The organism is Oryzicola mucosus, from assembly GCF_014534685.1.
In the GTDB taxonomy this organism is placed as follows: Bacteria; Pseudomonadota; Alphaproteobacteria; order Rhizobiales; family Rhizobiaceae; genus Oryzicola; species Oryzicola mucosus.
This window is the reverse complement of the sequence record NZ_JACVVX010000002.1, coordinates 66225-91895: the sequence shown is the minus strand read 5'-3', so window position 1 is coordinate 91895 and position 25671 is coordinate 66225. Positions and strand designations below refer to the sequence as shown.

General features: G+C 63.1%; 22 protein-coding genes and 1 pseudogene. 3 read left to right on the top strand and 20 right to left on the bottom strand.

The annotated features are described in order from the left end of the window. Positions 1 to 246: 246 nt before the first annotated feature. From ICI42_RS06905 to ICI42_RS06890, 4 genes are all read right to left on the bottom strand, one after another. Entirely contained in the window at positions 247 to 3246 is a 3000-nt protein-coding gene (locus tag ICI42_RS06905) for a sarcosine oxidase subunit alpha (protein WP_188163828.1), read from the bottom strand. Beyond that, positions 3243 to 3608 carry a sarcosine oxidase subunit delta gene (locus ICI42_RS06900; RefSeq protein WP_188163827.1) on the bottom strand — a complete coding sequence of 122 codons (366 nt, stop codon included), beginning with the start codon at positions 3606 to 3608 and terminating at the stop codon, positions 3243 to 3245. The genes ICI42_RS06905 and ICI42_RS06900 overlap by 4 nt, the downstream gene beginning before the upstream one ends. A gap of 157 nt (positions 3609 to 3765) precedes the next feature. Continuing rightward, positions 3766 to 5019, bottom strand: a complete 1254-nt coding sequence (locus tag ICI42_RS06895; RefSeq protein ID WP_188163826.1) for a sarcosine oxidase subunit beta — start codon at positions 5017 to 5019, stop codon at positions 3766 to 3768. 105 nt (positions 5020 to 5124) lie between these two features. Continuing rightward, positions 5125 to 6342 carry an MFS transporter gene (locus tag ICI42_RS06890; protein WP_407945140.1) on the bottom strand — a complete coding sequence of 406 codons (1218 nt, stop codon included), beginning with the start codon at positions 6340 to 6342 and terminating at the stop codon, positions 5125 to 5127. A gap of 182 nt (positions 6343 to 6524) precedes the next feature. Here ICI42_RS06890 and ICI42_RS06885 point away from each other — a divergent pair, with 182 nt between their 5' ends. The 3 genes from ICI42_RS06885 to ICI42_RS06875 all read left to right on the top strand — a co-directional run bounded on the left by ICI42_RS06885 (position 6525) and on the right by ICI42_RS06875 (position 8315). After that, the gene (locus tag ICI42_RS06885) at positions 6525 to 6797 is read left to right on the top strand and encodes an AzlD domain-containing protein (protein ID WP_188163824.1); all 273 of its coding nucleotides are present in this window, start codon (positions 6525 to 6527) and stop codon (positions 6795 to 6797) included. 204 nt (positions 6798 to 7001) lie between these two features. Next, positions 7002 to 7265, top strand: a complete 264-nt coding sequence (gene rpsU, locus ICI42_RS06880) for a 30S ribosomal protein S21 (RefSeq protein ID WP_188163823.1) — start codon at positions 7002 to 7004, stop codon at positions 7263 to 7265. Between the two features lie 186 nt (positions 7266 to 7451). Next, a complete protein-coding gene (locus tag ICI42_RS06875) occupies positions 7452 to 8315 on the top strand; it encodes a tetratricopeptide repeat protein (RefSeq protein ID WP_188163822.1) in 864 nt (287 codons plus the stop codon). A 293-nt stretch (positions 8316 to 8608) separates the two neighbouring features. On the opposite strand, the gene ICI42_RS06870 is transcribed toward ICI42_RS06875, so the two are convergent. The 16 genes and pseudogenes from ICI42_RS06870 to ICI42_RS06795 form a co-directional block, all read right to left on the bottom strand. Continuing rightward, complete coding sequence (locus ICI42_RS06870; RefSeq protein WP_188163821.1) at positions 8609 to 10006, bottom strand: NAD(P)(+) transhydrogenase (Re/Si-specific) subunit beta; 1398 nt, start codon at positions 10004 to 10006, stop codon at positions 8609 to 8611. Beyond that, a complete protein-coding gene (locus tag ICI42_RS06865) occupies positions 10007 to 10525 on the bottom strand; it encodes a hypothetical protein (protein ID WP_188163820.1) in 519 nt (172 codons plus the stop codon). Between the two features lie 29 nt (positions 10526 to 10554). Next, on the bottom strand, positions 10555 to 10971 hold the full coding sequence (locus tag ICI42_RS06860) for an NAD(P) transhydrogenase subunit alpha (RefSeq protein ID WP_188163819.1): 417 nt from the start codon (positions 10969 to 10971) through the stop codon (positions 10555 to 10557). Positions 10972 to 11405: 434 nt separating this feature from the next. After that, positions 11406 to 12587, bottom strand: a pseudogene (locus ICI42_RS06855) (Re/Si-specific NAD(P)(+) transhydrogenase subunit alpha); the annotation flags it as partial. Between the two features lie 93 nt (positions 12588 to 12680). Continuing rightward, positions 12681 to 12908 carry an aa3-type cytochrome c oxidase subunit IV gene (locus ICI42_RS06850; RefSeq protein WP_188163818.1) on the bottom strand — a complete coding sequence of 76 codons (228 nt, stop codon included), beginning with the start codon at positions 12906 to 12908 and terminating at the stop codon, positions 12681 to 12683. 158 nt (positions 12909 to 13066) lie between these two features. Beyond that, positions 13067 to 13900 carry an ABC transporter ATP-binding protein gene (locus ICI42_RS06845; protein ID WP_188163817.1) on the bottom strand — a complete coding sequence of 278 codons (834 nt, stop codon included), beginning with the start codon at positions 13898 to 13900 and terminating at the stop codon, positions 13067 to 13069. A gap of 173 nt (positions 13901 to 14073) precedes the next feature. Next, a complete protein-coding gene (locus ICI42_RS06840; RefSeq protein WP_188163816.1) occupies positions 14074 to 15384 on the bottom strand; it encodes an ABC transporter substrate-binding protein in 1311 nt (436 codons plus the stop codon). A gap of 50 nt (positions 15385 to 15434) precedes the next feature. Continuing rightward, on the bottom strand, positions 15435 to 16511 hold the full coding sequence (locus ICI42_RS06835) for a branched-chain amino acid ABC transporter permease (RefSeq protein ID WP_188163815.1): 1077 nt from the start codon (positions 16509 to 16511) through the stop codon (positions 15435 to 15437). Then, the gene (locus tag ICI42_RS06830) at positions 16511 to 16957 is read right to left on the bottom strand and encodes an endonuclease domain-containing protein (RefSeq protein WP_188163814.1); all 447 of its coding nucleotides are present in this window, start codon (positions 16955 to 16957) and stop codon (positions 16511 to 16513) included. Before ICI42_RS06830 ends, ICI42_RS06835 begins: the two co-directional genes overlap by 1 nt. Positions 16958 to 17099: 142 nt before the next feature. Beyond that, positions 17100 to 18059 carry a branched-chain amino acid ABC transporter permease gene (locus tag ICI42_RS06825; RefSeq protein ID WP_188163813.1) on the bottom strand — a complete coding sequence of 320 codons (960 nt, stop codon included), beginning with the start codon at positions 18057 to 18059 and terminating at the stop codon, positions 17100 to 17102. 222 nt (positions 18060 to 18281) lie between these two features. Next, positions 18282 to 18431: a DUF3096 domain-containing protein gene (locus tag ICI42_RS06820; protein WP_188163812.1), complete on the bottom strand. Its 150-nt coding sequence runs from the start codon at positions 18429 to 18431 to the stop codon at positions 18282 to 18284. A gap of 12 nt (positions 18432 to 18443) precedes the next feature. Continuing rightward, positions 18444 to 19268 (bottom strand): ABC transporter ATP-binding protein, encoded by an 825-nt coding sequence (locus ICI42_RS06815; protein WP_188163811.1) that lies wholly within the window; start codon positions 19266 to 19268, stop codon positions 18444 to 18446. Then, entirely contained in the window at positions 19265 to 21250 is a 1986-nt protein-coding gene (locus ICI42_RS06810; protein ID WP_188163810.1) for an AMP-dependent synthetase/ligase, read from the bottom strand. Before ICI42_RS06810 ends, ICI42_RS06815 begins: the two co-directional genes overlap by 4 nt. A gap of 313 nt (positions 21251 to 21563) precedes the next feature. Beyond that, on the bottom strand, positions 21564 to 22256 hold the full coding sequence (locus ICI42_RS06805) for a Crp/Fnr family transcriptional regulator (protein ID WP_188163809.1): 693 nt from the start codon (positions 22254 to 22256) through the stop codon (positions 21564 to 21566). 83 nt (positions 22257 to 22339) lie between these two features. Continuing rightward, positions 22340 to 23113, bottom strand: a complete 774-nt coding sequence (locus ICI42_RS06800; RefSeq protein WP_330999121.1) for an N-acyl amino acid synthase FeeM domain-containing protein — start codon at positions 23111 to 23113, stop codon at positions 22340 to 22342. Positions 23114 to 23299: 186 nt separating this feature from the next. Continuing rightward, complete coding sequence (locus ICI42_RS06795) at positions 23300 to 25609, bottom strand: putative bifunctional diguanylate cyclase/phosphodiesterase (protein WP_188163807.1); 2310 nt, start codon at positions 25607 to 25609, stop codon at positions 23300 to 23302. Between the last annotated feature and the right edge of the window lie 62 nt (positions 25610 to 25671).

Below are 25671 nucleotides of genomic sequence, written 5' to 3'. Positions count from 1 at the left end.
GATTTCTTTGCCGAAAGGAACGGAGCAACCATCGCATCGATGCCGGAAAATACCCCCTCACCGGCTCGCTGCGCTCGCCACCTCTCCCCCATTGCATGGGGGCGAGGAACCCAAGCTGGTTTCAGGCCGCTGCGTAAGAGGCCGCGGTTCCTCTCCCCCGGGCAGGGGGAGAGGTGGTTTGCAAAGCAAACCGGTAACGGGGTGGTTTCGACCATCAGCCCAAGGCCGACGACACGCATCGTCATCTCACCCATGCAGGCGCTCTCCCGTCTCGTCGAAGAACACGGCGCTGACGATTTCCACCGCGATGCTGCCGTCCGGCATCGGTACATGCAGCGTCTCGCCAAGACGGCCATGGCCGCCGGCAACCACGGCCATGGCGATGGACCGGCCGCAATTTTCCGACCAGTAGGACGAGGTGACGTGGCCGATCATCTTCATCGGGATCGGCTGGTTGGGATCCTGCACGATCTGTGCGCCCTCCTCCAGCACCACCTTGGGGTCGACCGTCTTCAGCCCGACCAGTTGCTTGCGGCCCGGAGCCAGGAGGTCGGGGCGCTTGAGGCCGCGAATGCCGACGAAATCGGTCTTCTTCTTGCCCACCGCCCAGTCCAGGCCGGCATCGTTGGGCGTGACTGTGCCGTCGGTATCCTGCCCGACGATGATGTAGCCCTTTTCGGCGCGCAGCACATGCATCGCCTCGGTGCCATAGGCGCAGGCGCCGTGTTTTTCGCCCTCCGCCCAGATCGCCTCCCAGACGGCCTGGCCGTAATCGGCCGGTACGTTGACCTCGAAACCGCGCTCGCCGGTAAACGACATGCGGAACAGCCGGGTCGGCACCCCGCAGATGCTGCCCTCGCGCACCGACATATGCGGCATGGCCGCGTCCGACAGGTCGATGCCCTCGACCAGCGGCGCAAGAATGTCGCGGCTCTTCGGGCCCTGCACGGCGATCACCGCCCATTGCTCGGAGATCGAAGTGAGCCAGACATTGAGATGCGGGAACTCGGTCTGGAGATAATCCTCCATGTGGTTCATCACCCGCGCCGCACCGCCCGTGGTGGTGGTGACATGGAACCGGTCGTCCGAAAGACGTCCGACCACGCCATCGTCATAGATGAACCCGTCCTCGCGCAGCATGATGCCGTAGCGGCAGCGGCCGGGCTCGAGCTTCTGCCAGGGATTGGTGTAGATGAGTTCCATGAAGGCGGCGGCATCCGGGCCGACCACTTCGATCTTGCCCAGCGTCGACGCATCGAACAGGCCGGCGGAGCGGCGCACGGTAACGCATTCGCGGTTGACCGCGGCATGCATGTCCTCGCCCGGACGCGGGAAATACCAGGCGCGCTTCCACTGGCCGACATCCTCGAACACCGCGCCATGGGCTTCCGCCCAGCCGTGCGTGGCAGTGCGTCGCGTCGGGTCGAACAGCTCGTGCCGGGCATGGTTGACGATCGCGCCGAAGGTGACCGGCGTATAGGGCGCCCGGAAAGTGGTGAGACCGACTTCCGGGATCTCCTTGCCCAGGGTCTCGGCGGCGATCGCCAGGCCGTGCATATTGGACGTCTTGCCCTGGTCGGTGGCCATGCCATTGGTGGTGAAGCGCTTGACATGCTCGATGGAGCGCATGCCCTCGCGCACGGCCTGGCGGATGTCCTTGGCGGTGACGTCGTTCTGGAAGTCGACAAAGGCCTTGACGGTGGTGTCCGCGCCCGCGCCTGGAGCCGAGCCCAGCATGCCGCCGGCCCAGTCTTCCGAGGCGTCGACTTTGGGGGCATTGCCCCCACCTCCTGCCGACGTTTCCCCAAGCGTGGCTTTCGCCGCCGCCTCGCCCGCCGCGAACGCCTCATTCAGCGTCTCGGCCAGCCCATCCGTGCCGTTGCAGGCACCGACGGAACGGCAATCCTGCGCATAAAGGCCGGGCAGGAAGCGCTGGGACCCGGCATCGAAGGCGACCTTGCCGCGCGATTGCGAAAACAGATGCACGGATGGCGTCCATCCCGCCGAGACCAGCAGCGCATCGATGGGGATGGTGCGTTTGCCGCCGCCGCCCGTGGGCTGGACGATCATCGAGGAGACGCGCTGCCGCCCGCCGACGCCGACAACCGCGCGGCCGGGATTGACCTCGATGCCGAGCGAACGCGCCTGCTCGACCAGCGGGCCGGACGGATCGTCGCGCAGGTCGACGATGGCAGCGATGTCGACGCCGGCCTTCTTCAGGTCGATGGCCGCTGCATAGGCGGAATCGTTGGCGGTGTAGACGCCTATGGTGCGCCCGACGGCCACGCCATATTCGTTGAGGAAAGCGCGCGCGGCCGAGGCCAGCATCACGCCGGGGCGGTCGTTGTCGGCAAACACCATGTGCCGCTCGATAGCGCCGGTAGCGAGCACGACCCGGGCGGCGCGCACCTGCCACAGCCGCTCGCGCGGCGCCTTGCCGGGGCTGGCGAGATGGTCGGTGACGCGTTCGGTCAACCCGACGAAATTCTGCGCATAATAGCCGAAGGCCGTGGTGCGGGTGAGCAGCCGGACATTGTCCATGGCAGCAAGCTTTTCGACCGCCTGCCGTGCCCAGCTATAGCCGTCCAGCCCTTCGATGCGCGCGCCGCTTTCATAGCGCAGCGCGCCGCCGAATTCGGGCTGCTCGTCGCACAGGATGACGCGGACGCCGGTTTCGGCCGCCGCCAGCGCCGCCGCGAGGCCCGCCGCGCCGCCACCCACCACAAGCACGTCGCAATGGGCGAAACGCGCTGCGTAATGGTCGGGATCCGCCTCTTCGGGGGCCACGCCGAGACCGGCCGCCGCACGGATATTGGGCTCGTAGAGCCGCTTCCAGGCGGCCTTCGGCCACATGAAGGTCTTGTAGTAGAAGCCTGCCGACAGGAAGGGCGACAAAAGGTTGTTGACGGCGCCGACATCGAAGCCGAGCGACGGCCAGCGGTTCTGCGACTGCGCGGCCAGCCCGTCATAAAGCTCCTGCACGGTGGCGCGAACGTTCGGGGTCCTGCGTGTGGCGTCGCGCGAAATCTCCACCAGCGCGTTGGGTTCTTCCGCACCGGCGGACAGGAAACCGCGCGGGCGGTGATATTTGAACGAACGGCCGACCAGATGCACGCCATTGGCCAGAAGAGCCGAGGCCAGCGTGTCGCCTTCCAGCCCGGTATAAGCCTTGCCGTCGAAGGTGAAGCGCGCGATTTTCGCCGGCGTCAGGCGTCCCGCGCCGGGGATGCGGAAGGGCTGTGTCACTGCTTTGCTCCGCCTTCCCTGTCGTTGAGTTCAGCCGGCGGCACGTTGGCGTAGGCTGCCGGGCCGGCATCTGCGGCGAATTTCGAGACATCCGGCTTTGGTTCGCCGGCCTTGTAGGTCGCCAAAAACCGGTCGCTGACGGTGTCGCGCGCGGCGTTGAAGAACCGCGCGCAGCCATGCAGGTGCCGCCAGCGCTCGAAGACGATGCCCTTGGGATTGGAGCGGATGAAGAAGAACTGCTCGAACGCCTCGTCGCTGATTTCGGCCATATCAGACGACCGCACGACATGCGCTTCGCCGGCATGACGGAATTCGAGCTCCGGGCGCTCTTCCTCGCAATAGGGGCAGCGGATCAAAAGCATTGAAACAGACTTTCCGCAAAGAATGGCACGAAGATACCCCCACCCCTTACCCCTCCCCACAAGGGGGAGGGGAATTCTGCAACGTTGACGCTCCCCTCCCCCTTGTGGGGAGGGGTAAGGGGTGGGGGTGTGGGATCGCACATCGTCAAGAGCACCCTCAATGCGCCACGGCAGCGGCGGCGGCTTCGTCGATCAGCCGGCCGGTCCGGAAGCGTTCCAGCGTGAACGGCGCGTTGATCGGGTGCGGCTCGTCGCGGGCAATGGTGTGGGCAAAGACATTGCCCGAGCCCGGCGTCGCCTTGAAGCCGCCCGTGCCCCAGCCACAATTGACGTAGAGCCCCGGCACCGGCGTCTTGGCCAGAATCGGCGAGCGGTCGGGCGTCACGTCGACGATGCCGCCCCATGACCGTAGCATCTTCATCCGCGTGAACATCGGGAACATCTCGCAGATGGCGTCGAGCGTGTGGTTGATGATGTGCAAGCCCCCGGTCTGCGAATAAGACGTGTACTGGTCGGTGCCCGCGCCGATCACCAGTTCGCCCTTGTCGGACTGGGAGATATAGGCGTGCACGGTGTTGGACATCACGACGCAAGGGAACACCGGCTTGACCGGCTCCGACACCAGCGCCTGCAGCGGATAGGATTCGAGCGGCATGCGCACGCCGGCCATGTTCATGATGACCGAGCTGTGGCCTGCGGCGACGACGCCGACCTTCTTTGCGCCGATGAAGCCGCGCGAGGTCTCGACACCGCTGACCCGGCCATTGATGTCGCGGCGGACGCCGGTGACCTCGCAATTCTGGATGATGTGCACGCCCCGCGCCGAAGCGCCGCGTGCATAACCCCAGGCCACGGCGTCATGCCGGGCGGTGCCGCCACGCCGCTGCAGCGCCGCACCCACCACCGGATAGCGCGCGCCGCGCGAAATGTTGAGCGGCGGGCAGAATTCCTTCGCCTCTTCCGGCGTCAGCCACTCATTGTCGATGCCGTTGAGGCGGTTGGCATGGATGTGGCGCTTGAACACCTGCACGTCGTGCACATTATGCGCCAGCATCATGACGCCGCGCGGGCTGTACATGACGTTGTAGTTCAGGTCCTGCGACAGGCCTTCCCACAATTTGACGGCGTGCTCGTAGATCCCAGCGCTTTCGTCATAGAGATAGTTGGAGCGGATGATGGTCGTGTTGCGGCCGGTGTTGCCGCCGCCGAGCCAGCCCTTTTCCAGGACCGCGACATTGGTGATGCCGTGTTCCCTGGCGAGGTAATAGGCCGTGGCGAGCCCATGGCCGCCGGCGCCGACGATGATCACATCGTACTCGCTGCGCGGCTCTGGGGAGGACCACTGTTCCTCCCACCCTTTATGGCCGCGCATGGCCTCTCGGGCTATGGCAAAGACCGAATATTTCCGCATCGTTCTGCCCCGCTGGACGTCTCAGGCGAGGCTTATCACTAGCGAAATCGCGGCACCATCCTTGCCCTGTTTGCGACGAAGATTGCCGGTTTGCGTCACTTGTTTTCAGCGCTTTGTCGCAGGCGCGCGCAGCGCCTTCATGCTGGGCAAAAATATGGTGAGCAGGCCGAGCAGCGGCAGATAGGAGCAGACCTGATAGACGAAGTCGATGCCCTTGAGATCGGCCAGTTCGCCAAGGGCGGCGGCAGCGATACCGCCCATGCCGAAGGCAAAGCCGAAGAAGATGCCGGCGATCATGCCGACCCGGCCCGGCACCAGTTCTTGCGCGAAGACGACGATGGCCGAGAAGGCCGAGGCCAGGATGAGGCCGATCAGCACGATCAGGATGCGTGTCCAGAACAGGTCGGCATAGGGCAAGGCCAAGGTGAACGGCAGCACGCCCAGGATGGAGAACCAGATGACCGCTTTCGGCCCGAACCGATCGGCGAAAGGTCCGCCCGCCACGGTGCCCACGGCCATGGCGCCGAGGAAGATGAACAGAAGCACCTGTGCCTCCTGAACCGACACGCCGAATTTGTGGATGGTGTAGAAGGTGAAGTAGCTCGACATCGAGGCGGTGTAGATGTTCTTGGTGAACACCAGCAGAGCCAGCACGACCAGCGACACCACAACGGTGCGGCGCGACAGCGGCGAGACGAACGCGGGCACGCTGCGCCGCGCGCGGGCGGCGGTATAGCGCGAATACCAGCCGCTGACCTGCCACAGCACGACAATGCCGAGCAGCGCGGCGAGCGAGAACCAGGCGACGCTGCCCTGCCCCTTCGGCACCACGATGAAGGCGCCCAGCAGCGGGCCAATGGCGGTGCCGAAATTGCCGCCGACCTGGAACACGGACTGCGCCAGGCCGAACCGTCCGCCCGAGGCCATGCGCGCGACACGCGACGATTCAGGATGGAAGACCGCCGAACCGAAGCCGATCAGAGCCGCGCCCAGGAGCAGGAAGCCGTAGCTGTGCGCGAAGGCGAGCGTAAGCAGCCCGAACAGCGTCGAACACATGCCGACCGGCAGCGAATAGGGCAGCGGCTTCTTGTCGGTGTACATGCCGATCAACGGCTGCAGCAGCGACGCCGTACCCTGGAAGGTCAGCGTCAGCAGGCCGATCTGGCCGAAAGTCAGGTTGAAGTCGTCCTTCAGCATCGGATAGAGCGACGACAGCAGCGACTGCATGATGTCGTTGAGCATGTGGCAAAAGCTGACCGCGAGAAGAACCGCGAAGACGGTTCCATCCGCTTCATTGCGCGACGGTGCGGTCGTATCTGCCACTGAAACTACTCCTCGGCGCCGAACTCCGGCGCTGTCATCCGCATAATAGGTGCGAACGGATAAAGCATGGCACCACAGAAGCGCAATGCGGGTGCCAGAAATGCGCCTTGGCATTTCGCAGGCCGATCTTGACGGGACGTTTTGGAAGACAATGTTCCTGTTCTAGGCAAGGGGGGATCGGGATGGCTGAACTGATCGGCGCGATCGTCGGGGCGACTTTGGGGATCGCCTTGCTCGGGGCCCTGCTGGCCTGGGTCGCGCGCAGGATATTCCCTATGCCCCGTCTGGCGTCCTATCTGGTCGGCGTCGTCCCGGTCGCCGTGCTCGCGCCGTTTCTGCTGGCTTCGAGCAGCAGCCCGCAGCGGGAATTTTCCGACAGCGTCCTGATCTATTTGATCGGTGGCTTTCTGGCCTTCGCCGTGCTTTACCTGACCAGCCGGCGGTCGAACGCATAGCACCGCAGAGCATCGGCCCAGGACCGTTTTCTGGGTACAGCGCACAATTTGCCCGCAAACTTATCGAAGAGCATGCGGGCCTAGTGGACAAGGGGCGTCGATTCTGCTATCTGCCGCCAAAATTCGTGATGGGTGCCATCGCGGAGGCTGTCGGCTCTGCCGCAAAGCCTTTTAGTCTCGAACACGTAAGGAACAGGATCGCTCGTGCAGGTACTCGTCCGCGACAACAATGTTGACCAGGCGCTTCGCGCTCTCAAGAAGAAAATGCAGCGCGAAGGCATCTTCCGCGAAATGAAGATGCGCGGCCACTACGAGAAGCCGTCGGAAAAGCGCGCCCGCGAAAAGGCTGAAGCCGTTCGCCGCGCCCGCAAGCTGGCTCGCAAGCGTGCCCAGCGCGAAGGTCTCCTGCCCGGCGCAGCGCCCCGTCCGGCTCCCGGCGCAGGCGCCGCAGCACGTCCGGCGCGTTGATCCGCCCATATTTGGTCCTTTTCGAAGGATAACGACGAGGTGGGGCGATGAAAATTCGCCGCCACCTTTTTGTTTACATCCTGTTCAGCCAATCGCTGCACAGTGCTGGTCGGCGAAGTCCGGCTTCTTGTTCCGGTTGAGGCCGGTCGGCGGCGGTATCCGCAGGCCGGAAACGAGGAAAGCGTGATGATTGCAATCGACAGGCCTTTGGAGCCGGGCGTCCGTGGAAGCGCCTTCCGTGGCGCGCTGTTCGCCGCTGCTTCCGTGCTCGCTCTCGCCCTTGCAGGTTGCCAGAGTTCCAATCCGGTAAGCGATCTCGCCACCGTCGATCTGGCGCAGAGCTCGGACGAGAACATCTCCTCCCTGACGGCGGTCATCAACCAGAACCCGAGCGACCCCGAAGCCTACAATGTGCGCGGCTCGGCCTATGGTCGCGGCGGCAAGTATCGCGAGGCCAAGCGCGACTTCGACCGCGCCATCGAACTCAATCCGAGCTTCTACCAGGCCTATTCCAACCGCGCGCTGATCCAGCGCTTCCTCGGCGACAACGCGGCCGCGTTGTCGGACTACAACCGCGCCATCCAGCTCAACGCGAACTATGACGCCGCCTATATCGGTCGCGGCAACCTCTACCGGCTGAACGGCCGGACGCAGGACGCCTTCGCCGACTTCCAGAAGGCGATCCAGCTCGATACGACCGATCCGCGCGCCTATCACAATCGCGGCCTGATCTATCAGTCGCAGGGCCAGCACGCCTTCGCCATCGAGGATTTCTCGACATCGATCTCGCTGTCGCCGGACTCCGCCGAGCCTTATAATGGCCGCGGCGTCTCCTATCTGGCGATGAACGACGACGACAACGCCTTCTCCGACTTCAACACCGCCATCAAGCTCAACGGCAACCTTGCCGAAGGCTGGGCCAACCAGGCTCTGGTCTATGAGCGGCGCGGCGAGCGCGACAAGGCGGCGAAGTCCTATGCCGCTGCGGTCCGCCTCGATCCCAACTACAAGCCGGCTGTCGACGGCCTCGCCCGCACCCGCGGGGCGTAGCGAAAGTTCTCATAGACATGATCTAAAACGGCGGAGCGTCCTCAAGCGCTCCGCCGTTTTGCTGTAGATCGGCGCTGCTCCTCATCCTCCCGTCGGCACCCGCCTCCCTTCAAACGGCAAGCGGATCGCATATAGATTTCATGCCCCATCATCCGGCCCTTCGGGCCACTGCCCGGGGGCGAGCCACGGGTCTCGACCCGTCCTTCGGACCCCGGCGGGGAGAGGGTGGCCACACAAGCACAAAAGCCCGGACGAGCCGGGCTTTTGTGTATTCGTCGATGAGATGACCCGGATCAGTGATCCATGGCCTTGACGATTTCCTCGGTCATCTTCTTGGCGTCGCCGAGCAGCATCATGGTGCCGTCCTTGTAGAACAGCGTGTTGTCGATGCCGGCATAGCCGGAGCCGAGCGAGCGCTTGACGAACAGGCAGGTCTTGGCCTTGTCGACATCGAGGATCGGCATGCCGTAGATCGGGCTGCTCTTGTCGTCACGCGCCGACGGGTTGGTCACGTCGTTGGCGCCGATGACATAGGCGACGTCGGCCTGGGCGAACTCGGAGTTGATATCCTCGAGTTCGAACACCTCGTCGTAAGGCACGTTGGCTTCGGCCAGAAGCACGTTCATATGGCCGGGCATGCGGCCCGCGACGGGATGGATGGCGTATTTCACCTCGACGCCGGCGGCCTTGAGCTTGTCCGCCATTTCGCGCACGGCATGCTGCGCCTGGGCGACCGCCATGCCGTAGCCGGGCACGATGATGACCTTGGACGCGTTCATCATCAGGAAGGCTGCGTCGTCGGCCGAGCCCTGCTTGACGGTGCGCTCGATCCCGTCGTCGGCAGCCGCTGCCGTCTCGCCGCCGAAGCCGCCGAGAATGACCGAGATGAAGGAGCGGTTCATGCCCTTGCACATGATGTAGGACAGGATCGCACCCGACGAGCCGACCAGTGCGCCGGTGATGATCAGCGCCAGATTGCCCAGCGTGAAGCCGAGAGCCGCCGCCGCCCAACCCGAATAGGAGTTGAGCATGGAAACGACCACCGGCATGTCGGCGCCGCCGATCGGCACGATGAGCAGCACGCCCAGCGCCAGCGAGGCCAGCACGATCAGCCAGAACAGCGTGTAGCTCTGGGTGGTGACCAAAAGCACGATCAGCACGACCAGCGCTATGCCGAGAGCGGCATTGATGAGATGGCGGCCGGGAAGCATGATCGGCTTGCCCGACATGCGGCCGTCGAGCTTGAGAAAGGCGATGACGGAGCCGGTGAAGGTGATCGCACCGATGGCGACGCCGAGGCTCATTTCGACCAGTGCCTGACCATGGATGGCGCCAACCGTGCCGATGCCGAAGCTTTCGGGTGCGTACATGGCAGCGGCGGCCACCATGACGGCGGCGAGGCCGACGAGGCTGTGGAACGCTGCGACCAGCTGCGGCATCGACGTCATGGCGATGCGGCGGGCGATGAAGGTGCCCGCGCCGCCGCCGATGGCGAGGCCGAGCACGATCAGGCCGAGGCCTTCGAAGGACGGGGTTGCCAGCGCCAGCGTGGTGACGATGGCAATGCCCATGCCGACCATGCCGTAGGTGTTGCCCTTGCGGCTGGTGGTGGGGTGCGACAGGCCGCGCAGCGCCATGATGAACAGGACGCCGGAGACCAGGTAGAGGAAAGAGGCTAGGTTCGCGTTCATTTATTGCACCGCTTTCATCGTGCCTTCGGGCATTTCAATCGTCGCAAATTCCGGATAAACGGCGCGCAGGATGTTCACTTGTTGAGGCTCACTGACACGCACGAGATACCAGCTGTCGCCGTCCATAAAGGCAAGCGTCTTGCCGCCGACCGCCATCTTGCCCGACTCGGTTTTGACTACGGTTTCCGTCGGGATCAACACGTAGGGCTTGCCGTCCGGTAGTTCGAGAAATTCCGCCTCGGCAAGATCCATCTTAAACGAATCGATGGTGTCGGCGGCGAGCGCAGTCTTGATCTGATCGATCAACGTCGTGCGGAGTTGCTCGACCGTGACATTGGCTTGCTTGGCGATATGGTCCAGCACTTTCGGCGGCACAGTCTGGGCAATGGCCTCGAGGTCGGTGCCGCGCATGGCAGCATCAAACCTCGCTACCGTATCGGTAAGCGCGGTCCGCTCGGCGGGGGTGATCGGGCGGGCGACAGCGCAATTGAGCGCGAACAGGAGAACCGCAAGCGCCACAGTTGCAGGCTTTAAGAACGGCCTCACCGTCAGCGATCCTTCTTCTTGTACATCGCCAGCATGCGCTGGGTGACGAGGAAGCCGCCGAAGATGTTCACCGAGGCCAGGATCAGCGCGATGAAGCCGAAGCCGGTGGCAAGGCCCGAGGCCGAGATGCCGACCGCCAGCAAGGCGCCGACGACGATGACCGAGGAAATCGCGTTGGTGACGGCCATCAGAGGCGTATGCAGCGCTGGCGTCACCGACCAGACGACATAATAGCCGACGAAGATTGCCAGCACGAAGATCGCAAGCCGGAAGACGAAGGGATCGATGGCCCCGCCGGACAGCGCATGGGCTGCATCGGCAGCGCCCGGATGGGCGGCGAGATCCTGCACGCCGAGACGGATCGCGGCGGCGGCCTGGTCAAGCTGGTCGAGGGCTCGTTCGAGCGCGGTCTTGTCCATCACGCATCTCCCTTCGGCGTATCGGTGGTGCCAGTCTCTGCGGAGCCTGCCTCTGTGGAGCTGGCCGCATCGGTGCCGGCGATGACGGCATCCCCCAGGCTGGTCTTGGGCTTGCGTCCGCGCTTCGGCTTGGAAAGTTCAGTGGAAGCCGGTTCGGCCGGAACCGCATCGAAGCCTTCCTCGGCGGCAAACTCGGCTTCCGCCTCGCCCAACGCGACGGCGGCATTGGGCTTGCGGCCACGCCTGGGCTTGTCGGCAGCCGCAGCAAAAACCGGTACGGCCGCCGTTTTCGGTGGCCGGCCGCGCTTTGCCTTGGCCGGCTCGGCCGGAGGCGCTGGGTCGAACCCTTCCTCGGCGGCGAATTCGGCTTCCGCCGCACCCGCTGTTTCCGCCTTCGGCTTGCGGCCACGCTTCGGCTTGTCGGTCTCGGCGGCAGCAGGCGGCGTCGCGGCATCGACAGGGGCAGCAGGCGCAGGCGCCGCAGCAGCGGCGAAGTTCGCATGCACGACCTTGCCGCCATCGGTCAGCATCGTCGCCTTGACCAGCTCGTCGTCGCGGTTGATGACGATGGTCTTGTTTGCTTTGTCGACCATCGTTTCGAGGAAGTTGTAGAGGTTCTTGGCGTAGAGCAGCGAGGCCGATGCCGCGATGCGGCCGGCGACGTTGAGGTGGCCGACGATCTTCACGCCATTGGCTGTTGTGACGATCTGGCCGGCAACCGCACCTTCGACATTGCCGCCGCGCTCGACCGCGAGATCGACCAGCACCGAACCGGGCTTCATCGAGGCGACCATGGCGGCGGACACCAGCTTCGGCGCCGGACGGCCGGGAATGAGCGCGGTGGTGATGACGATGTCCTGCTTGGCGATGTGCTCCGCCGTCAGCGCGGCCTGCTTGGCCTGGTATTCCTTGGACATTTCCTTGGCGTATCCGCCGGCGGTCTCGGCCGCCTTGAATTCCTCGTCCTCGACGGCGAGGAATTTCGCGCCGAGCGAGGCGACCTGTTCCTTGGCGGCGGGGCGAACGTCGGTGGCGGTGACCACCGCACCCAGGCGGCGCGCGGTGGCGATGGCCTGGAGGCCGGCGACGCCAACGCCCATGATGAACACCTTGGCCGCGGGCACAGTGCCGGCGGCCGTCATCATCATCGGCAGCGCGCGGTCATATTCGTAGGCGCCGTCGAGCACGGCCTGATAGCCAGCGAGATTGGCCTGCGAGGACAGAACGTCCATGACCTGGGCGCGGGTGATGCGCGGCATGAACTCCATCGAAAAGGCCGTGACGCCAGCCTTGGCAAGGGCTGCCACCGCCGCGTCGTTGCCATAGGGGTCCATGATCGCCAGAACGGCGGCACCGGACTTGTAGCCTTTCAGCTCGGCTTCGGTCGGGCGGCGCACCTTGAGCACCACGTCCGCCCTGCCCGCATCGGACGCCGTGCCGATGGACGCGCCGGCCTTGGCGAACTCGTCATCGGGAATGCGCGACAAGGTGCCTGCGCCTGCTTCCACCACCACGTCGAAACCGAGACCGACCAGACGCTTGACCGTATCCGGCGAAGCCGCGACCCGGCTTTCCGTTACGTCAATTTCTTTCGGAACGAATATGAGCTGTCCCACCAGCAGATCCTTTCAGCTGGAACCTTATCAAACGCAATGCGCCGGACGCTGTGCGGCGGCGCTCTACGCTACGAACTCAAGCGGACGGAGAAATCAGCGAAACAGAAAGCCGCCGACGGCGCAGATCAGAACGAAAAGGATCGTCGAAGCAATGAAGCCCGCGCCGCCAAGAAGTCCGAAAGCCATCGCAATGAGCAAAGCCACGCAGACAAGGGTGCCGTATTTCGCCAGATGAATGAACATGGCATAGGTGCGCTCATGTTCCGGATAGTCCATTTTGGCGCCGATTTCGATCGGACCCGCGGGCGTATGGTCTGCCATGTCAGTTCCCCTCCGGAAATGTATCCTTGCGCACATAGCGAAATGCGCCGTCAAGGGCAACGGAAAGATTCCATTTCCGGCTGCGACATGATCTGCGTCGGATACTGCCTATCCTTGGGTTTTCATTGCTCAAAACGGCGACACGGTCTCATCGGCCCTCAAGCCAGCCAGCGTTTGCGGCGCTTGTAGTGCTTCACATTCCGGAACGACTTCCGCCCTTCCCCGCCGACCCCGAGATAGAACTCCTTGACGTCCTCGTTGTTGCGCAGCGCCTCGGCGTCGCCGTCGAGCACGACACGGCCTGACTCCAGGATATAGCCGTATTTGGCATAGCGCAGCGCAACCCCCGCATTCTGCTCGGCGAGCAGGAAGGACACGCCCTGTTCCTCGTTGAGCTTGCGAACGATTTCGAAGATTTCCTCCACCAGTTGCGGCGCGAGCCCCATCGACGGCTCATCGAGCAGGATCATCCGGGGCCGCGACATCAGCGCCCGGCCGATTGCCGTCATCTGCTGCTCGCCGCCCGAAATGTAGCCGGCCTGGCTCTGGCGCCGCACCTTGAGACGGGGAAAATACTCATAGACCATGTCGAGATCGGCGCGGATGGCGGCGTTGCCGTCGCGCCGGGTGAAAGCGCCGGTAAGCAGATTGTCCTCGACGCTGAGATGGCCGAAGCAATGCCGCCCCTCCATGACCTGGATGCAGCCGCGCCGCACCAGATCGTTCGGCGACAGCGCCTGGACCTCCTCGCCGCCGAAGACGATGGTGCCCTTGGTCACCTCGCCGCGCTCGGCATGGAGCAGGTTGGAGATGGCCTTGAGCGTGGTTGTCTTGCCTGCCCCATTGGCGCCGAGCAGCGCCGTGATGCCGCCCAGCGGCACCGAAAGCGACACGCCTTTCAGCACCAGGATGACGTGATCGTAGATCACCTCGATATTGTTGACCGTCAGGATCGGTTCGGCGGGTGATGGTTGCTGTGCGGGCTGGGTCATGGCGGTTCCGTTTTGACAGAATCCCTCCCTCTTGAGGGGAGGGTCGGCAAGCAAGTTTCACGCAGTGAAGTTTGCGAGGTGGGGTGGGGTCGCCGGTCCAGCTTGGCCTTGACGACCCCACCCCGATCCGCTGCGCGGATCGACCCTCCCCACAAGGGGGAGGGTTGAGTCGGCTACATCTTGCACTCTTCGTTGGTCGGCCAGGGTGCATTCGCCTCGGCGTATTTCTTGGCTTCCGCAATCGCCAGCGGCTCGATCATGGCCTCGTCGGCCTTAAGCAGATCGGACGACTTCACGAACTTCGCGCCGTCCCACTGCAGCATCCAGCCGCCGGAATGGCCGGCATGGTTGGCGCAGGAAGTGGAAAAGGGCGGCACCATGCCGGTGAAGCCGATCTCGGCCAGATACGCGTCGTCCAGCTTGAGGTTCTCAAAACCCCAGCGCAGCTGCTCGGGCGTGACAACCTTGGTGTCGAAATGAGCCTGTGCTGCCTTGATCGCCTCGACGGCGAACATCGAAATGACGACGCCGCGCTGGTAGAAGACATAGTCGAACTCGCCCGGAGCGCTGAGGGACTTGCCCTTGTCGATGACGTGGGTCTTGATGTCCTGCATCACCTTGGAATCCGACACCGGGAAGCTCCAGGAGATCGAGCGGTAGCCCTTGCCGGCGTCGCCGACGGTCTTGAGGTCGGCATCCGAACCCGACCACCAGATGCCGACGAACTTGTCCATCGGGAACTTGGTCTTGGCGGCTTCGGTGAGCGCGCCGGCATTCATAGCGCCCCAGCCCCACATGACGACGAAATCAGGCCGCTCGCGGCGGATCTGCAGCCACTGCGCCGACTGGTTCTGCATTTCCTTCAGCCCGACCGGAATGGGCAGCAGGGTAAAGCCGTGTTTTTCTGCATAGGCCTGCATCAGCGGGATCGGCTCCTTGCCGAAGGGCGCATCGAGATGCAGCAGAACGATCTTCTTGCCCTTCAGGCTGTCGAGATTGCCGTCGGCAATGTTCTGCAGGATCATCGAAGCGCCGTCCCAATAGGTGGTCGGCGGGTTGAAGGCCCAGGTGAAGGTCTTGCCTTCGGCCATCGGCGAGAAGCCGTAGCCGGGTGCCAAGATCGGGATCTTGTCGACATTGGATTTCGGCAGCACCTGGAGTGTGATGCCGGTCGACCATGGCTGGGTGACGATGCTCGAGCCCTTGGTCTTCTCGTAGCACTCGGCGCCCTTTTCGGTGTTGTAGCCGGTCTCGCACTCGTCATAGACGATCTTGACGCCGTTCACACCGCCGTCGCGCTCGTTGAGCATCAGCATGTAGTCGCGCTGGCCGTTCATCACCGGCGTGCCGGTGGCTGCGAACGGGCCGGTGCGGTAGGACAGGTTGGTCACGTTGACGCTGTCTTCCGCCAGCGCGGGCAGGCCTGCCAGGGCCCCCATCGCGACCGCCGCCGACAGCAGCCCCAGTCTCGAAAGCGTTTTCATTCCGTATCTCCTCCACGTTGCTGGACCGGCAAGGCCGGCCCTCCTCCACCTCAATGCGGGAACGGCCACATGATCAGCTTTTCCCGGATGATTGCCCAGAAGCGCGCGAGCCCATGCGGCTCGATGATCAGGAATGCGATGATCAGCGCGCCGATGATCATCGTGTTGAGATGCTCGACCATGGCCGAGGGAATGGGCAGGCCGAGCGCCGCCGGCAGCGTGCTGATGATGACGGGCAGCGCCACGATCAGGATCGCGCCGAGATAATTGCCCAGGATCGAGCCCAGCCCGCCGATGATGGCGATGAACAGCACCCGGAACGACAAGGGAATGTCGAACAGGACCGGTTCGGCAGCCCCGCGCCACAGGAACACGAACAGCGCCCCCGCTATGCCGACGATGTAGGACGACACGGCGAAGGCCGAGAGCTTGGCCTTCATCAGGTTGATGCCGACCAGTTCGGCGGCGATGTCCATGTCGCGCACCGCCTTCCACATCCGGCCAATGCGGCCGCGCGTGATGTTGATGGCGAAGAAGGTGACCAGGCAGACCACGCCGAGCACGAAGTAGTATTGCACTATGGCGTTGGCCTGCGGCCCGGCGACGGTGATGCCGAACATCTGGATGTTGGTGACCTGGATCGCGCCCGACGCGTTGTAGTTGTAAAGCCAGGCCCATTTCTCGAACAGCCAGACGAGAAAGAACTGCGCCGCCAGCGTGGCGATGGCGAGGTAGAATCCCTTGATCCTGAGCGACGGCAGGCCGAAGGCGACGCCGACGGCTGCCGAAAAGAAACCGGACAGGCCGATCGCCAGAAGCAGGTTCATGCCGGGGAAAACAGTCGTCATCTTGTAGCAGGCATAGGCGCCGACGCCCATGAAGGCCGCGGTGCCCAGCGACAACTGCCCGGCATAGCCGGTGAGGATGTTGAGGCCGAGTGCCGCCAGCGCATAGATCAGCACGGGGATGAGCAGCGCGCGAAAGGCGAACTCGCTCGCCGTCATCGGGAAGACGACGAAAGCGAGCAGCAGGATGAAGGCGAGCAGCCACGCATCCTGCCTGACCGGAAACAGCGCGTGGTCGGCGACATAGGAGGTCTTGAACTGGCCGGCGGTGCGGTAGAGCATCAGGCGGTTTCCTCGATGGCGGGCGCGACGTTTCCCTCCCCCTTGAGGGGAGGGTGGCCGCGCAGCGGCCGGGTGGGGTCCCCGAGGAGATGCTCGGCTCTGTCCTTCACCGTTTGCGCAACATGCCAGGCATTGGCGATGACATCCGGCTCGTCGACCCTCAGGACGGTAAAGCCAAGGGAATGCAGATAGGCATCGCGGTTGGCATCATGCCGCTTTCCTCGCTCTGTCTCGTGGGCATCACCGTCGACTTCGACGATCAGCCTTGCTGCGAGACAAGCGAAGTCCGCGATGTAAGGGCCAATGGGCGACTGACGGCGGAACTTGATGCCAAGCGGTTTGAGGTCGCGAAGTTCGTTCCACAGCAGGGATTCTGCCTTCGTCGATATGTGACGTAACGCTCGCGCCTTTTGCCGCATCTCGAAGGAAACGCGCGTGCGGGGCATCAGCGGAATCCTTCCATGTTGGAGGAAAGAATGCCGAGCACTGCCGAGATGACCCCACCCGACCGCTTCGCGGCATCCCTCCCCTCGAGGGGGAGGGATGCGCCCCGCACTGCATCTACCGCACGCGCGAAAATGCCCATCTTCACACCCGCTCGATGATGCGTTCGCCGAACAGGCCTTGCGGCCGGAACAGCAGGACGAACAGCGCGAAGACGAAGGCGAACCAGGTTTCGGTGTTGCCGCCGAGAAGCGGCTGGCCCCAGTAAATCTCGAACAGCTTTTCCAGGATGCCGATCATCAGGCCGCCGATGATGGCGCCCGACACCGATTCCAATCCGCCCAGCATCAGCACCGGCAGCGCCTTGAAGGCGATGACTTCAAGCGCGAAGGACACGCCGGCGCGGGCGCCCCAGACGATGCCGGTGGCGAGCGCGATGATGCCGGAGATGAACCAGACCAGCACCCAGATGGTCGACAGAGAAATGCCGACCGAAAGGGCTGCCTGATGGTCGTCGCCGAGCGCGCGGATGGCGCGGCCCATCTTGGAGCGATTGAGGAAGACCAGCAGCGCTATCACCAGAAGCCCTGCGCCGATGACGGCGGTCAGGTCCTTCTGCTCGATGGACACGAAACCGCCGAAAGGCTCGAACTCGAAGCTGCCGGTGGGAATGTAGAGCTGTTCGGTGATCATCACCTTGTTTTCGCCGCCGAAGATGATCTCGCCGAAGCCGACGAGGAACAGCGTGATGCCGATGGTGGCCATGAACAGGATGATGTCGGGCTGGTTGACCAGCGGCCGCAGCACGACGCGCTCGATGCCCACCGCCAGGATGAACATGACCACCAGCGTCAGCGGAACGGCGAGCAGCGCCGGTACGCCTTTCTCATGCAGGCCGACCAGAGTGAGCGCGGCGAACACCACCATGATGCCTTGCGCGAAATTGAAGATGCGGGAGGATTTGTAGATCAGCACGAAGCCGAGCGCGATCAGCGCATAGAGCACGCCCGAGACAATGCCTTCCCACAGCACCTGGAGCAGGAAATCCGGCGCGGCGGCCATATCCGCGAAGGGCTTGACCAAGATGGAATTCAGGAAATCCATGAGTTGCCTCCCTTTGGTGGCGAGGCAACGTTCACCCCCCTCTGCCCTGCCGGGCATCTCCCCCTCAAGGGGGGAGATTGGCCTTCATCGAGCGCCCCAAAAACCTGATGCGGTGTAGCGAAGGGCACCGGCGTGGATGCTATCCAATCTCCCCCCTTGAGGGAGAGATGTCCGGCAGGACAGATGGGGGTGATTTCAGTCAATACCGCGCTCCCTTTCGAACTACCCGAGCAAATTGGGGAACAGCCCCAACAGCCCGACGATGATGAGGTAGAAGGCGACGATGTAGTTGAGCAGGCGCGGCATGATCAGGATCAGCACGCCGGCTATGAGCGAGACGAGCGGGGTGAGGGCGAGCGTGGAAATGGTCATGGGGAAACTCCTTCAGTGCGCGACGCCAAGATAGGCGTCGATAACCTGCTGGTTGGACTTCACGGCCTCGGGCGGGCCGTCGGCAATCTTTTTGCCGTAGTCCAGAACGACGACGCGATCCGAAAGGTCCATGACGACACCCATGTCGTGCTCGATTAGCGCGATGGTGGTACCGCGCTGGCGGTTCACCTCGATGATGAAGCGGCTCATATCCTCCTTCTCCTCGAGATTCATGCCCGCCATCGGCTCGTCGAGCAGAAGCAGCGAGGGCTCCATCGCCAAAGCCCGTCCAAGCTCGACCCGCTTTTGCAAGCCGTAAGGCAGCTTGCCCACCGGCGTGCGGCGGATGTGCTGAATCTCGAGGAAGTCGATGATTTCCTCGACCACGCGGCGATGCGCGATTTCCTCCTGCAGCGCCGGGCCGTGCCACAGCATCTGCCAGAACAGGTTGCGTTTCATCAAAACCGAGCGGCCGGCCATGATGTTGTCGAGCGTCGACATGCCCTTGAACAGCGCCACGTTCTGGAAGGTACGGGCGATTCCCTGGCGCACGGCATGGTGCGGCTTCATCGCCCGGCGTTGCTTGCCGCGAAAGGTGATGGTGCCTTCCTGGGGCGTGTAGAAGCCGTTGATGACGTTCAGCATCGAGGTCTTGCCGGCGCCGTTGGGGCCGATGATGGCGCGGATTTCGCCCTTGCGAACATCGAAGGAGATGTCGGTGATGGCCTTCACCCCGCCGAAGCGCAGCGAGACGTTGCGCACATCCATCAGAAGCTCGCCCGGCGCGATGCCGTCGTCGGGGGCCACGGCTGCGACCGCGTCGCTATGCGCGTTCATTCGGCGGCCTCCTTGAAGCCGGCGGCCTGCGCGGGCTCGTAAGTCTTGACGTCCATGATCCTGACGGTGGCGCGCACGGAGCCCTTGCGACCGTCCTCATAGGTCATTTCGGTCTCGACATATTTTTCCGGCGACCCGTCATACAGCGCATCGATCAGCGTCTTGTAGCGCTCGGCGACGAAGGAGCGGCGCACCTTCATGGTGCGCGTCAGCTCGCCATCGTCGGCGTCGAGTTCCTTGTGCAGGATGAGGAAGCGCTTGATCTGCGCGCCCGCCATCATCGGCTCGCGGGACAGCCGGCGGTTGGTCTCGTCGACATGGCCGGCGACGATCTTGTAGACCTCCGGGTGGCCGGCGAGTTCCTGGTAGGAAGCGTAGGCGATGTTGTTGCGCTCGGCCCAGTTGCCCACCGCCTGAAGGTCGATGTTGAGGAAGACGCCGACGAAACCGCGTCCATCGCCATAGGCCACCGCTTCTTTGATGTTAGGAAAAAACTTCAGCGTGTTTTCGATGTATTTCGGCGCAAACAGCGCGCCCGACTCAAGCTTGCCGACATCCTTGGCGCGGTCGATGATGCGAAGCTGTCCGTCGCTTTCGAAGAAGCCGGCATCGCCCGTCTTGACGTAGCCGTCCTCGGTCAAGGCCTCGGCGGTCTTTTCCGGCTGGCCGTAATAGCCTGCGAACTGGCCGGGCGAGCGGAACTGAACCTCGCCGGCATCCGAAATGCGGATGTCGGTGTTGGGTGCCGCGGGGCCGACCGTATCGGCGCGCACCGCGCCGTCCTTCTGGCAGGTGACATAGAGAAATGCTTCGGTCTGGCCGTAAAGCTGCTTGAGGTTGATGCCGAGCGAGCGGAAGAACGAGAACAGGTCCTGCCCGATTGCCTCGCCCGCCGTATAGGCGACGCGGATGCCCGACAGGCCGAGCACATTCTTGAGCGGGCCGTAGATGAAGAACTCGCCGAGGCGATAGGAAATGCGTCCGCCGAGCGGAACGGGCCGGCCTTCCAGAAGCGCTTCGCCATGCTTCTTCGCCACGCCGATGAAATGGGAAAACAGCTTGCGCTTGAACCATCCGGCGTCCTCCATGCGGATGGTTACGCTAGTCAAAAGGCTTTCGAAGACGCGCGGCGGCGCGAAGTAGAAGGTGGGTGCTATCTCGCGCAGATCCTGCGCCACGGTGTCGGCGCTCTCGGGGCAGTTCATGCAGAAGCCCGAGACATAACCCTGCGCATAGTTGAGATAGTGGTCGCCGACCCAGGCGAGCGGCAGATAGGCGAGCACGCTGTCCGTATCGGTGAGACGGTCGAAGGCAACGGTATCGCTCGCAGCTGCCACAGCGCTCGACGCCTTGAGCATGACGCCCTTGGAGCGGCCGGTGGTGCCCGAGGTATAAAGCATGCCGGAAATGTCGTCGCCGCTGGCCTCGCGGATGCCCTGTTCCCAGCGCCGGCCGCGCGCGGCATCGGCGGCAAGCAGCGCCCTGCCCCTGGCCTGGACATCGGCGAAATCGTGCAGGCGGGCGCGGTCGTAGTCCTGCAGCCCGCGCGGCTCGTCATAGATCAGGGCGCGAAGGTCGGGACATTGCTCGGCGAAGCTGGCGATCTTGTCGACCTGCTCCTGGTCCTGCACCACGGCGAGATGCACGCCCGCATCGGCCATGACATAAGCCATCTCCTCGGCCACCGCATCGGCATAGACCGGCACCGGAATGGCGCCCAGCGACTGCGCGGCGGCAAATGTCCAGTACATGCGCGGGCGATTCGCACCGACCACCGCGATGCGGTCGCCATGGCCGAGCCCCATGCCTTGCAGCCCGAGCGCCAGGGCTCGGATTTCATCGAACTGCTCGGCCCAGCTCCAGCTCTGCCAGATGCCGTAATCCTTGTGGCGCATGGCAGGGCGGTCGGCGAAACGCTGCGCGTTGAGAAGCAGATACTTTGGAAACGTGTCCAGCAGGCCGGCGGATGCCGCAACGCTCATGACCCTGTTCCTCCCGGTCCCGCCTTGTTCGCGGTGTTGTTCGGCATTGTGTCATGATGCGCGCGAACAACAACCCCGCCCTTCGACCAAGAGCGGCAGGCATAGCGCTGAGCCTTGCAGGCATCGTCCACTGCGTTCCTCCCGGAATGGCGATCCATCCACGATGCCGGAACCCTCCTCGATTCCAACATCTGTGCGAGGCTAGCCGCTAAAGGCAGCGGCAATCAACGGGGCCCTTGACAGACAGGGCGGCAGATAGTCTTTTAAATGCGCGGCCTCCGCGCTCCAGCCTGAAAATTCGAAAGAAGCCGGCTCAATCCAGCCTCCGGTTCTGCGCGCCATAGGCGCCGAGCGCGTCGGCGTCGAGAATGTGGATGCGACCGTGCTCGACCCGCAGAAGCCCCTCCTGCTCCAGTTCCTGCAGGCTGCGATTCGCGACCTGGCGCGACACAGCCGACAGCAGCGCAAGCTCCTCCTGCGTGATCTCGATCAGCGCCTTGACATGCGGGTTCAGCACCGGATTGCACAGCCATGAGAGGTTGCGCGCGACCTTGGCCTTCGGATCGAGGATGCGCTCATACTCCGTCGAGGCGATGAACTGGGCGAGCCGTTCGTTGAGTTGACGCACCAGGAAACGGTTGAAACCGATGCTGTTTTCGGCAAGCCAGTGGAACGTCGCGCGGTTCATCATCAAAACGCGGGTTTCGCGCAGCGCGACCAGATCGTATTTGCGCGGCTCGTCCTTGAGCACCGACCCCTCGCCCAGCCAGCCGCCCGCGCCGATGCCTGAAAAGGTAATCGCCTTGCCGTCACGGGTGATCGAACTCATTTTGACGAGGCCGGTCACCACTCCGGTCCAGTAGTCGAGACGATCGCCGCGATGGCAAAGATAGTTGCCCTTGGCAAACAGCTTTTCGGAAACGCCGCGGATGGCTCTTTCGAGTTCGTCGGCGGTGAGATCGCCCGCCCAGACGACGTTTCTGACAAGTTCGGATTTGCTGGTCATAGGCTCCGGGTTCGACGGCTCATGGACGCAAAGGTAGCTTATGGCGCGTGAGATTCAACGCGCGACCCTTCGGTTTTCCCGAGTCAGGCGGCGTCGCGAATGTATTTGGCCGATGGAAGCACCGTCAGCGGCGCGTTTTCGCCGACCGAAGGGGCATCGAACAGAAGCCGCTGCTCAAGAACGCTGGAGCGGAAGAATGGAAAGCGTTGCAACGAGCGCGCGCGGATCGCATTAACGTCGGCGCGGAACAGAACGACCTGGTAGTTGAGGCCGGGGTAGTCGCGCAATTCGCCGATCTGCTCGGACTGGTAGATGCGGCGATAGAAACCGGCATGTTCGGGCCTGATGGTCGACAGGCAGAACGGCGCGTTGAAATGAAAGCAGGCCATGCCGGCAAGCCGCAGCGTGACATAGGGGATCTGCGGATAGACGCGCGACCATTCCGGATCGGCGGCAAAACGGCTGGGGTCCACGAAACTGACGCCTTTCGCCAATTGCGGGCGCAGCAGGTCGCCATAGACGGTGGTGGACGGCGAATCCATCACCTCGCGATGGGCGTGATGGATGCGGAGCGTGCTGACCAGCGTGCCGTCGACATAGATGCCGAACTTGTAGCAGTTCGGGCTCTCGTCCAACGCATCGTGCACGATGCTGTTCTCGTTATGCGGCACCATGTCGACGAGACGATAGGATTTGTAGCGAAGCCGGTAGATGTCCTCGAGATCCTCGCCCTTGTCGCAGCGGCGGTACTCCACGCGGTCCAGCAGGGACGAAACATTGCGCGCAAAACTCGATACTTCCGACGCGTCCGCCTGATCCGCGCCAGCCGTCTGGCCCGGCCCCGAAAGATGCGCCATCAAACAAACCCCGTCATGAAAACAATGCCGGATTAGAGAACGATGGGCGGAGATATGTAAAGCCGAAACTGGTCCATATTCTGTTTACCAAACGTTAAGGTTAACGGACCTTTTCGCCGATCACGTTTTCATCCCGATAATTGGTCGCCGCCTGCGATATTTGTCCCGACCGCCCACGATCTGTGGTCAGGCAGAAACTTTGTGGCGAAAGCCGTGGACCTCACTGGCGAACGGCCATGTGGTTGCGGACATGGTTTCGATCCCCAGCGGCGAAAGGGCGGCGCCGAACAAGAAGCCCTGGACCAGATCGGGCTTTACGTGTTTGGCGAGGACCTTCAACTGCTCGAAGGTTTCGACGCCCTCGACCGTGACGGCGAGGCCGAGAGGCCTCGACAAGGCCACGATGCCCTTCAGCAGATGCAGCGCGCGTTCGTTGCGGGCGATGTCCAACAGGAAGCTGCGGTCGATCTTGATCTTGTCGAGCGGCAGCTTGTTGAGATAGCTGAGGCTGGAATAGCCGGTGCCGAAGTCGTCCAGGGCGATGTTCACCCCCAGGGCGCGAATACCTTCTATATAGCCGCGCGCATCGTATTTTTCGTCGAGCAGGACGGTTTCCGTGACTTCGATTTCCAGCCGGTCGGCTGACAGGCCCGATGTCTCGAGCGCATCCCTGACCTTGTCGACGATGTTGCCCGAGCGAAAATCATTGGCTGACAGATTGACCGACACGCCGATCGGATCTGGCCATTTGCAGCATTCGTGACAAGCGGCCTCAAGCACGAAGGTGCTGATGTCGGAGATGATGCCGATCTCTTCGGCAAGCGGAATGAAAACCGCCGGCGAAATCGGCCCAAGCTGGGGATGATCCCACCGGCACAGCGCTTCACAGCTGACGATACGCATGGAGTTCATCGACACGATGGGCTGAAAGACGACGCGCAGCGCCTTGGTCTCCACCGCATGCCGCAGGTCGACCTTCATCGCCTGGCGCTTGCGGAAGGCTTCGTCCATGACGGTTTCAAACAGCCGCCAGCCGTTCTTGCCCAGTTCCTTGGCCTTGTGCAGCGCCAGATCGGCCTTGACGATCATGCCGTCGACGTCGTTTTCGCCCACCGTCCCCAGAACCGCCCCGCCGCTGACCTGGATGCGCAGCGAATGGCCGGCGACATCGACCCAGCCATGCAGATCGGAAAAGGCGTTGTCCAGAAGGTACGAAAACTGGTCTGCATCGGCGATGCTGTCGACATAGATCATGAACTCGTCGCCGCCGAAGCGGCAGACGACGATGTCCTGCTTTTCCAGCGCCTGGATACGTTCCGCCACCGCATAGATCAGCCCGTCGCCAACGGGATGGCCGAGCGTGTCGTTGACGCTCTTGAAATCGTCCATGTCGATGACGGCGATGCCGCAGAGGCGGTCACGGTCGCCGACCGCCATGCGCTCGCTTACCAGTTCATGGAAATAGGCCCGGTTGGGCAGGCCGGTAAGGCTGTCGTAACGGGCCATGAAGCGAATCTTCTCTTCCGCCTCGACGCGCTGTGTCACGTCCTCGAAGGTGATGACGCCCAACTCCTGGCTGCCTTCGCGAGCCGAAAATTCGTAATGCTGACCGTTGGCGAGGCTGACCAGGACCTTGCGGCTCTTGCCTTCGCGCAAGGCACGCGTCAATTGCGCCTCGATATAGCGGCAGTCGCGAATCGACAGCATGCCGCCGGCGACGCCGCGCAGCAGCATGCCCCGGATCGAGCGTCCCATCAGCTTTTCTGGGTTCTCAACCAGCATCAGCGCAGCGGCTTCGGCATTGGCGACCACCACGCGCCCGTCGGGTCCCAGCATCACCAGTCCATGCGACATGGTGTTGAGCGCGCGGTTGAAGCGCTGGGCGATGTTGTTCGCCTTCTGCTCTTCCGAAAGAGCGGAAAACAGCACGTCTCTGACGAGATCGGCATAGCGCTTGATCGCGAAAAGAAAGGGAACCGACAAAAGCCCTAGCAGCACATGGTAGATATCGCCGCGGAGGATGAAGCCGAGGGAGATCGGCCAGGTCATTGTGGCGATGAAGATCATCACCATGCGCGGCGAACCGTAATTGCGGCCGGCTATCGAAGTCGCCGAGGCGAGCGTGACGCAGACCGCGGCAATTTCGGCGAAGTTATCGTGGGCCCAATAGATGCCGGCGAAGCAAAACAGGCCGAGCATCAGCCCATGCATCGACGCATAGAGGATGTAGTCGTTCTCGCGATGCCTTGCTTCGCCGATATCACGCGGCGGCGGCGCATATCGGTATTTGCGGATGTTGCGCATGCGCAGGAAGGCGACCAGCAGGAAAAGGCCGGCGATGACCAGATAGGTGTTGTCGCTGGTTTTCCAGTAGACGAGCAGGACGAGAAATATCTGGGCCGAAAAGCCAATGGTGAGCGTAAGCCCGTCGCGGAAAAGCGTTCCCACAAACGGTATATAGATGTCTCTCGCCAGTTCGCTCTTTCTTTTGTTCACGCTAGGGCCCGTCCAGGGAGACAGAGCTTTGCCATAATCGGCTTAAGAAAGGCTTAGAGGGG

Excerpts from the sequence above, each read along its gene's own strand:
- ICI42_RS06900 (WP_188163827.1), bottom strand. The coding sequence starts at position 3,608 with ATGCTTTTGATCCGCTGCCCCTATTGCGAGGAAGAGCGCCCGGAGCTC.
- ICI42_RS06895 (WP_188163826.1), bottom strand. The coding sequence starts at position 5,019 with ATGCGGAAATATTCGGTCTTTGCCATAGCCCGAGAGGCCATGCGCGGC.
- ICI42_RS06885 (WP_188163824.1), top strand. The coding sequence starts at position 6,525 with ATGGCTGAACTGATCGGCGCGATCGTCGGGGCGACTTTGGGGATCGCC.
- ICI42_RS06875 (WP_188163822.1), top strand. The coding sequence starts at position 7,452 with ATGATTGCAATCGACAGGCCTTTGGAGCCGGGCGTCCGTGGAAGCGCC.
- ICI42_RS06870 (WP_188163821.1), bottom strand. The coding sequence starts at position 10,006 with ATGAACGCGAACCTAGCCTCTTTCCTCTACCTGGTCTCCGGCGTCCTG.
- ICI42_RS06860 (WP_188163819.1), bottom strand. The coding sequence starts at position 10,971 with ATGGACAAGACCGCGCTCGAACGAGCCCTCGACCAGCTTGACCAGGCC.
- ICI42_RS06850 (WP_188163818.1), bottom strand. The coding sequence starts at position 12,908 with ATGGCAGACCATACGCCCGCGGGTCCGATCGAAATCGGCGCCAAAATG.
- ICI42_RS06845 (WP_188163817.1), bottom strand. The coding sequence starts at position 13,900 with ATGACCCAGCCCGCACAGCAACCATCACCCGCCGAACCGATCCTGACG.
- ICI42_RS06840 (WP_188163816.1), bottom strand. The coding sequence starts at position 15,384 with ATGAAAACGCTTTCGAGACTGGGGCTGCTGTCGGCGGCGGTCGCGATG.
- ICI42_RS06835 (WP_188163815.1), bottom strand. The coding sequence starts at position 16,511 with ATGCTCTACCGCACCGCCGGCCAGTTCAAGACCTCCTATGTCGCCGAC.
- ICI42_RS06830 (WP_188163814.1), bottom strand. The coding sequence starts at position 16,957 with ATGCCCCGCACGCGCGTTTCCTTCGAGATGCGGCAAAAGGCGCGAGCG.
- ICI42_RS06825 (WP_188163813.1), bottom strand. The coding sequence starts at position 18,059 with ATGGATTTCCTGAATTCCATCTTGGTCAAGCCCTTCGCGGATATGGCC.
- ICI42_RS06820 (WP_188163812.1), bottom strand. The coding sequence starts at position 18,431 with ATGACCATTTCCACGCTCGCCCTCACCCCGCTCGTCTCGCTCATAGCC.
- ICI42_RS06815 (WP_188163811.1), bottom strand. The coding sequence starts at position 19,268 with ATGAACGCGCATAGCGACGCGGTCGCAGCCGTGGCCCCCGACGACGGC.
- ICI42_RS06810 (WP_188163810.1), bottom strand. The coding sequence starts at position 21,250 with ATGAGCGTTGCGGCATCCGCCGGCCTGCTGGACACGTTTCCAAAGTAT.
- ICI42_RS06805 (WP_188163809.1), bottom strand. The coding sequence starts at position 22,256 with ATGACCAGCAAATCCGAACTTGTCAGAAACGTCGTCTGGGCGGGCGAT.
- ICI42_RS06800 (WP_330999121.1), bottom strand. The coding sequence starts at position 23,113 with ATGGCGCATCTTTCGGGGCCGGGCCAGACGGCTGGCGCGGATCAGGCG.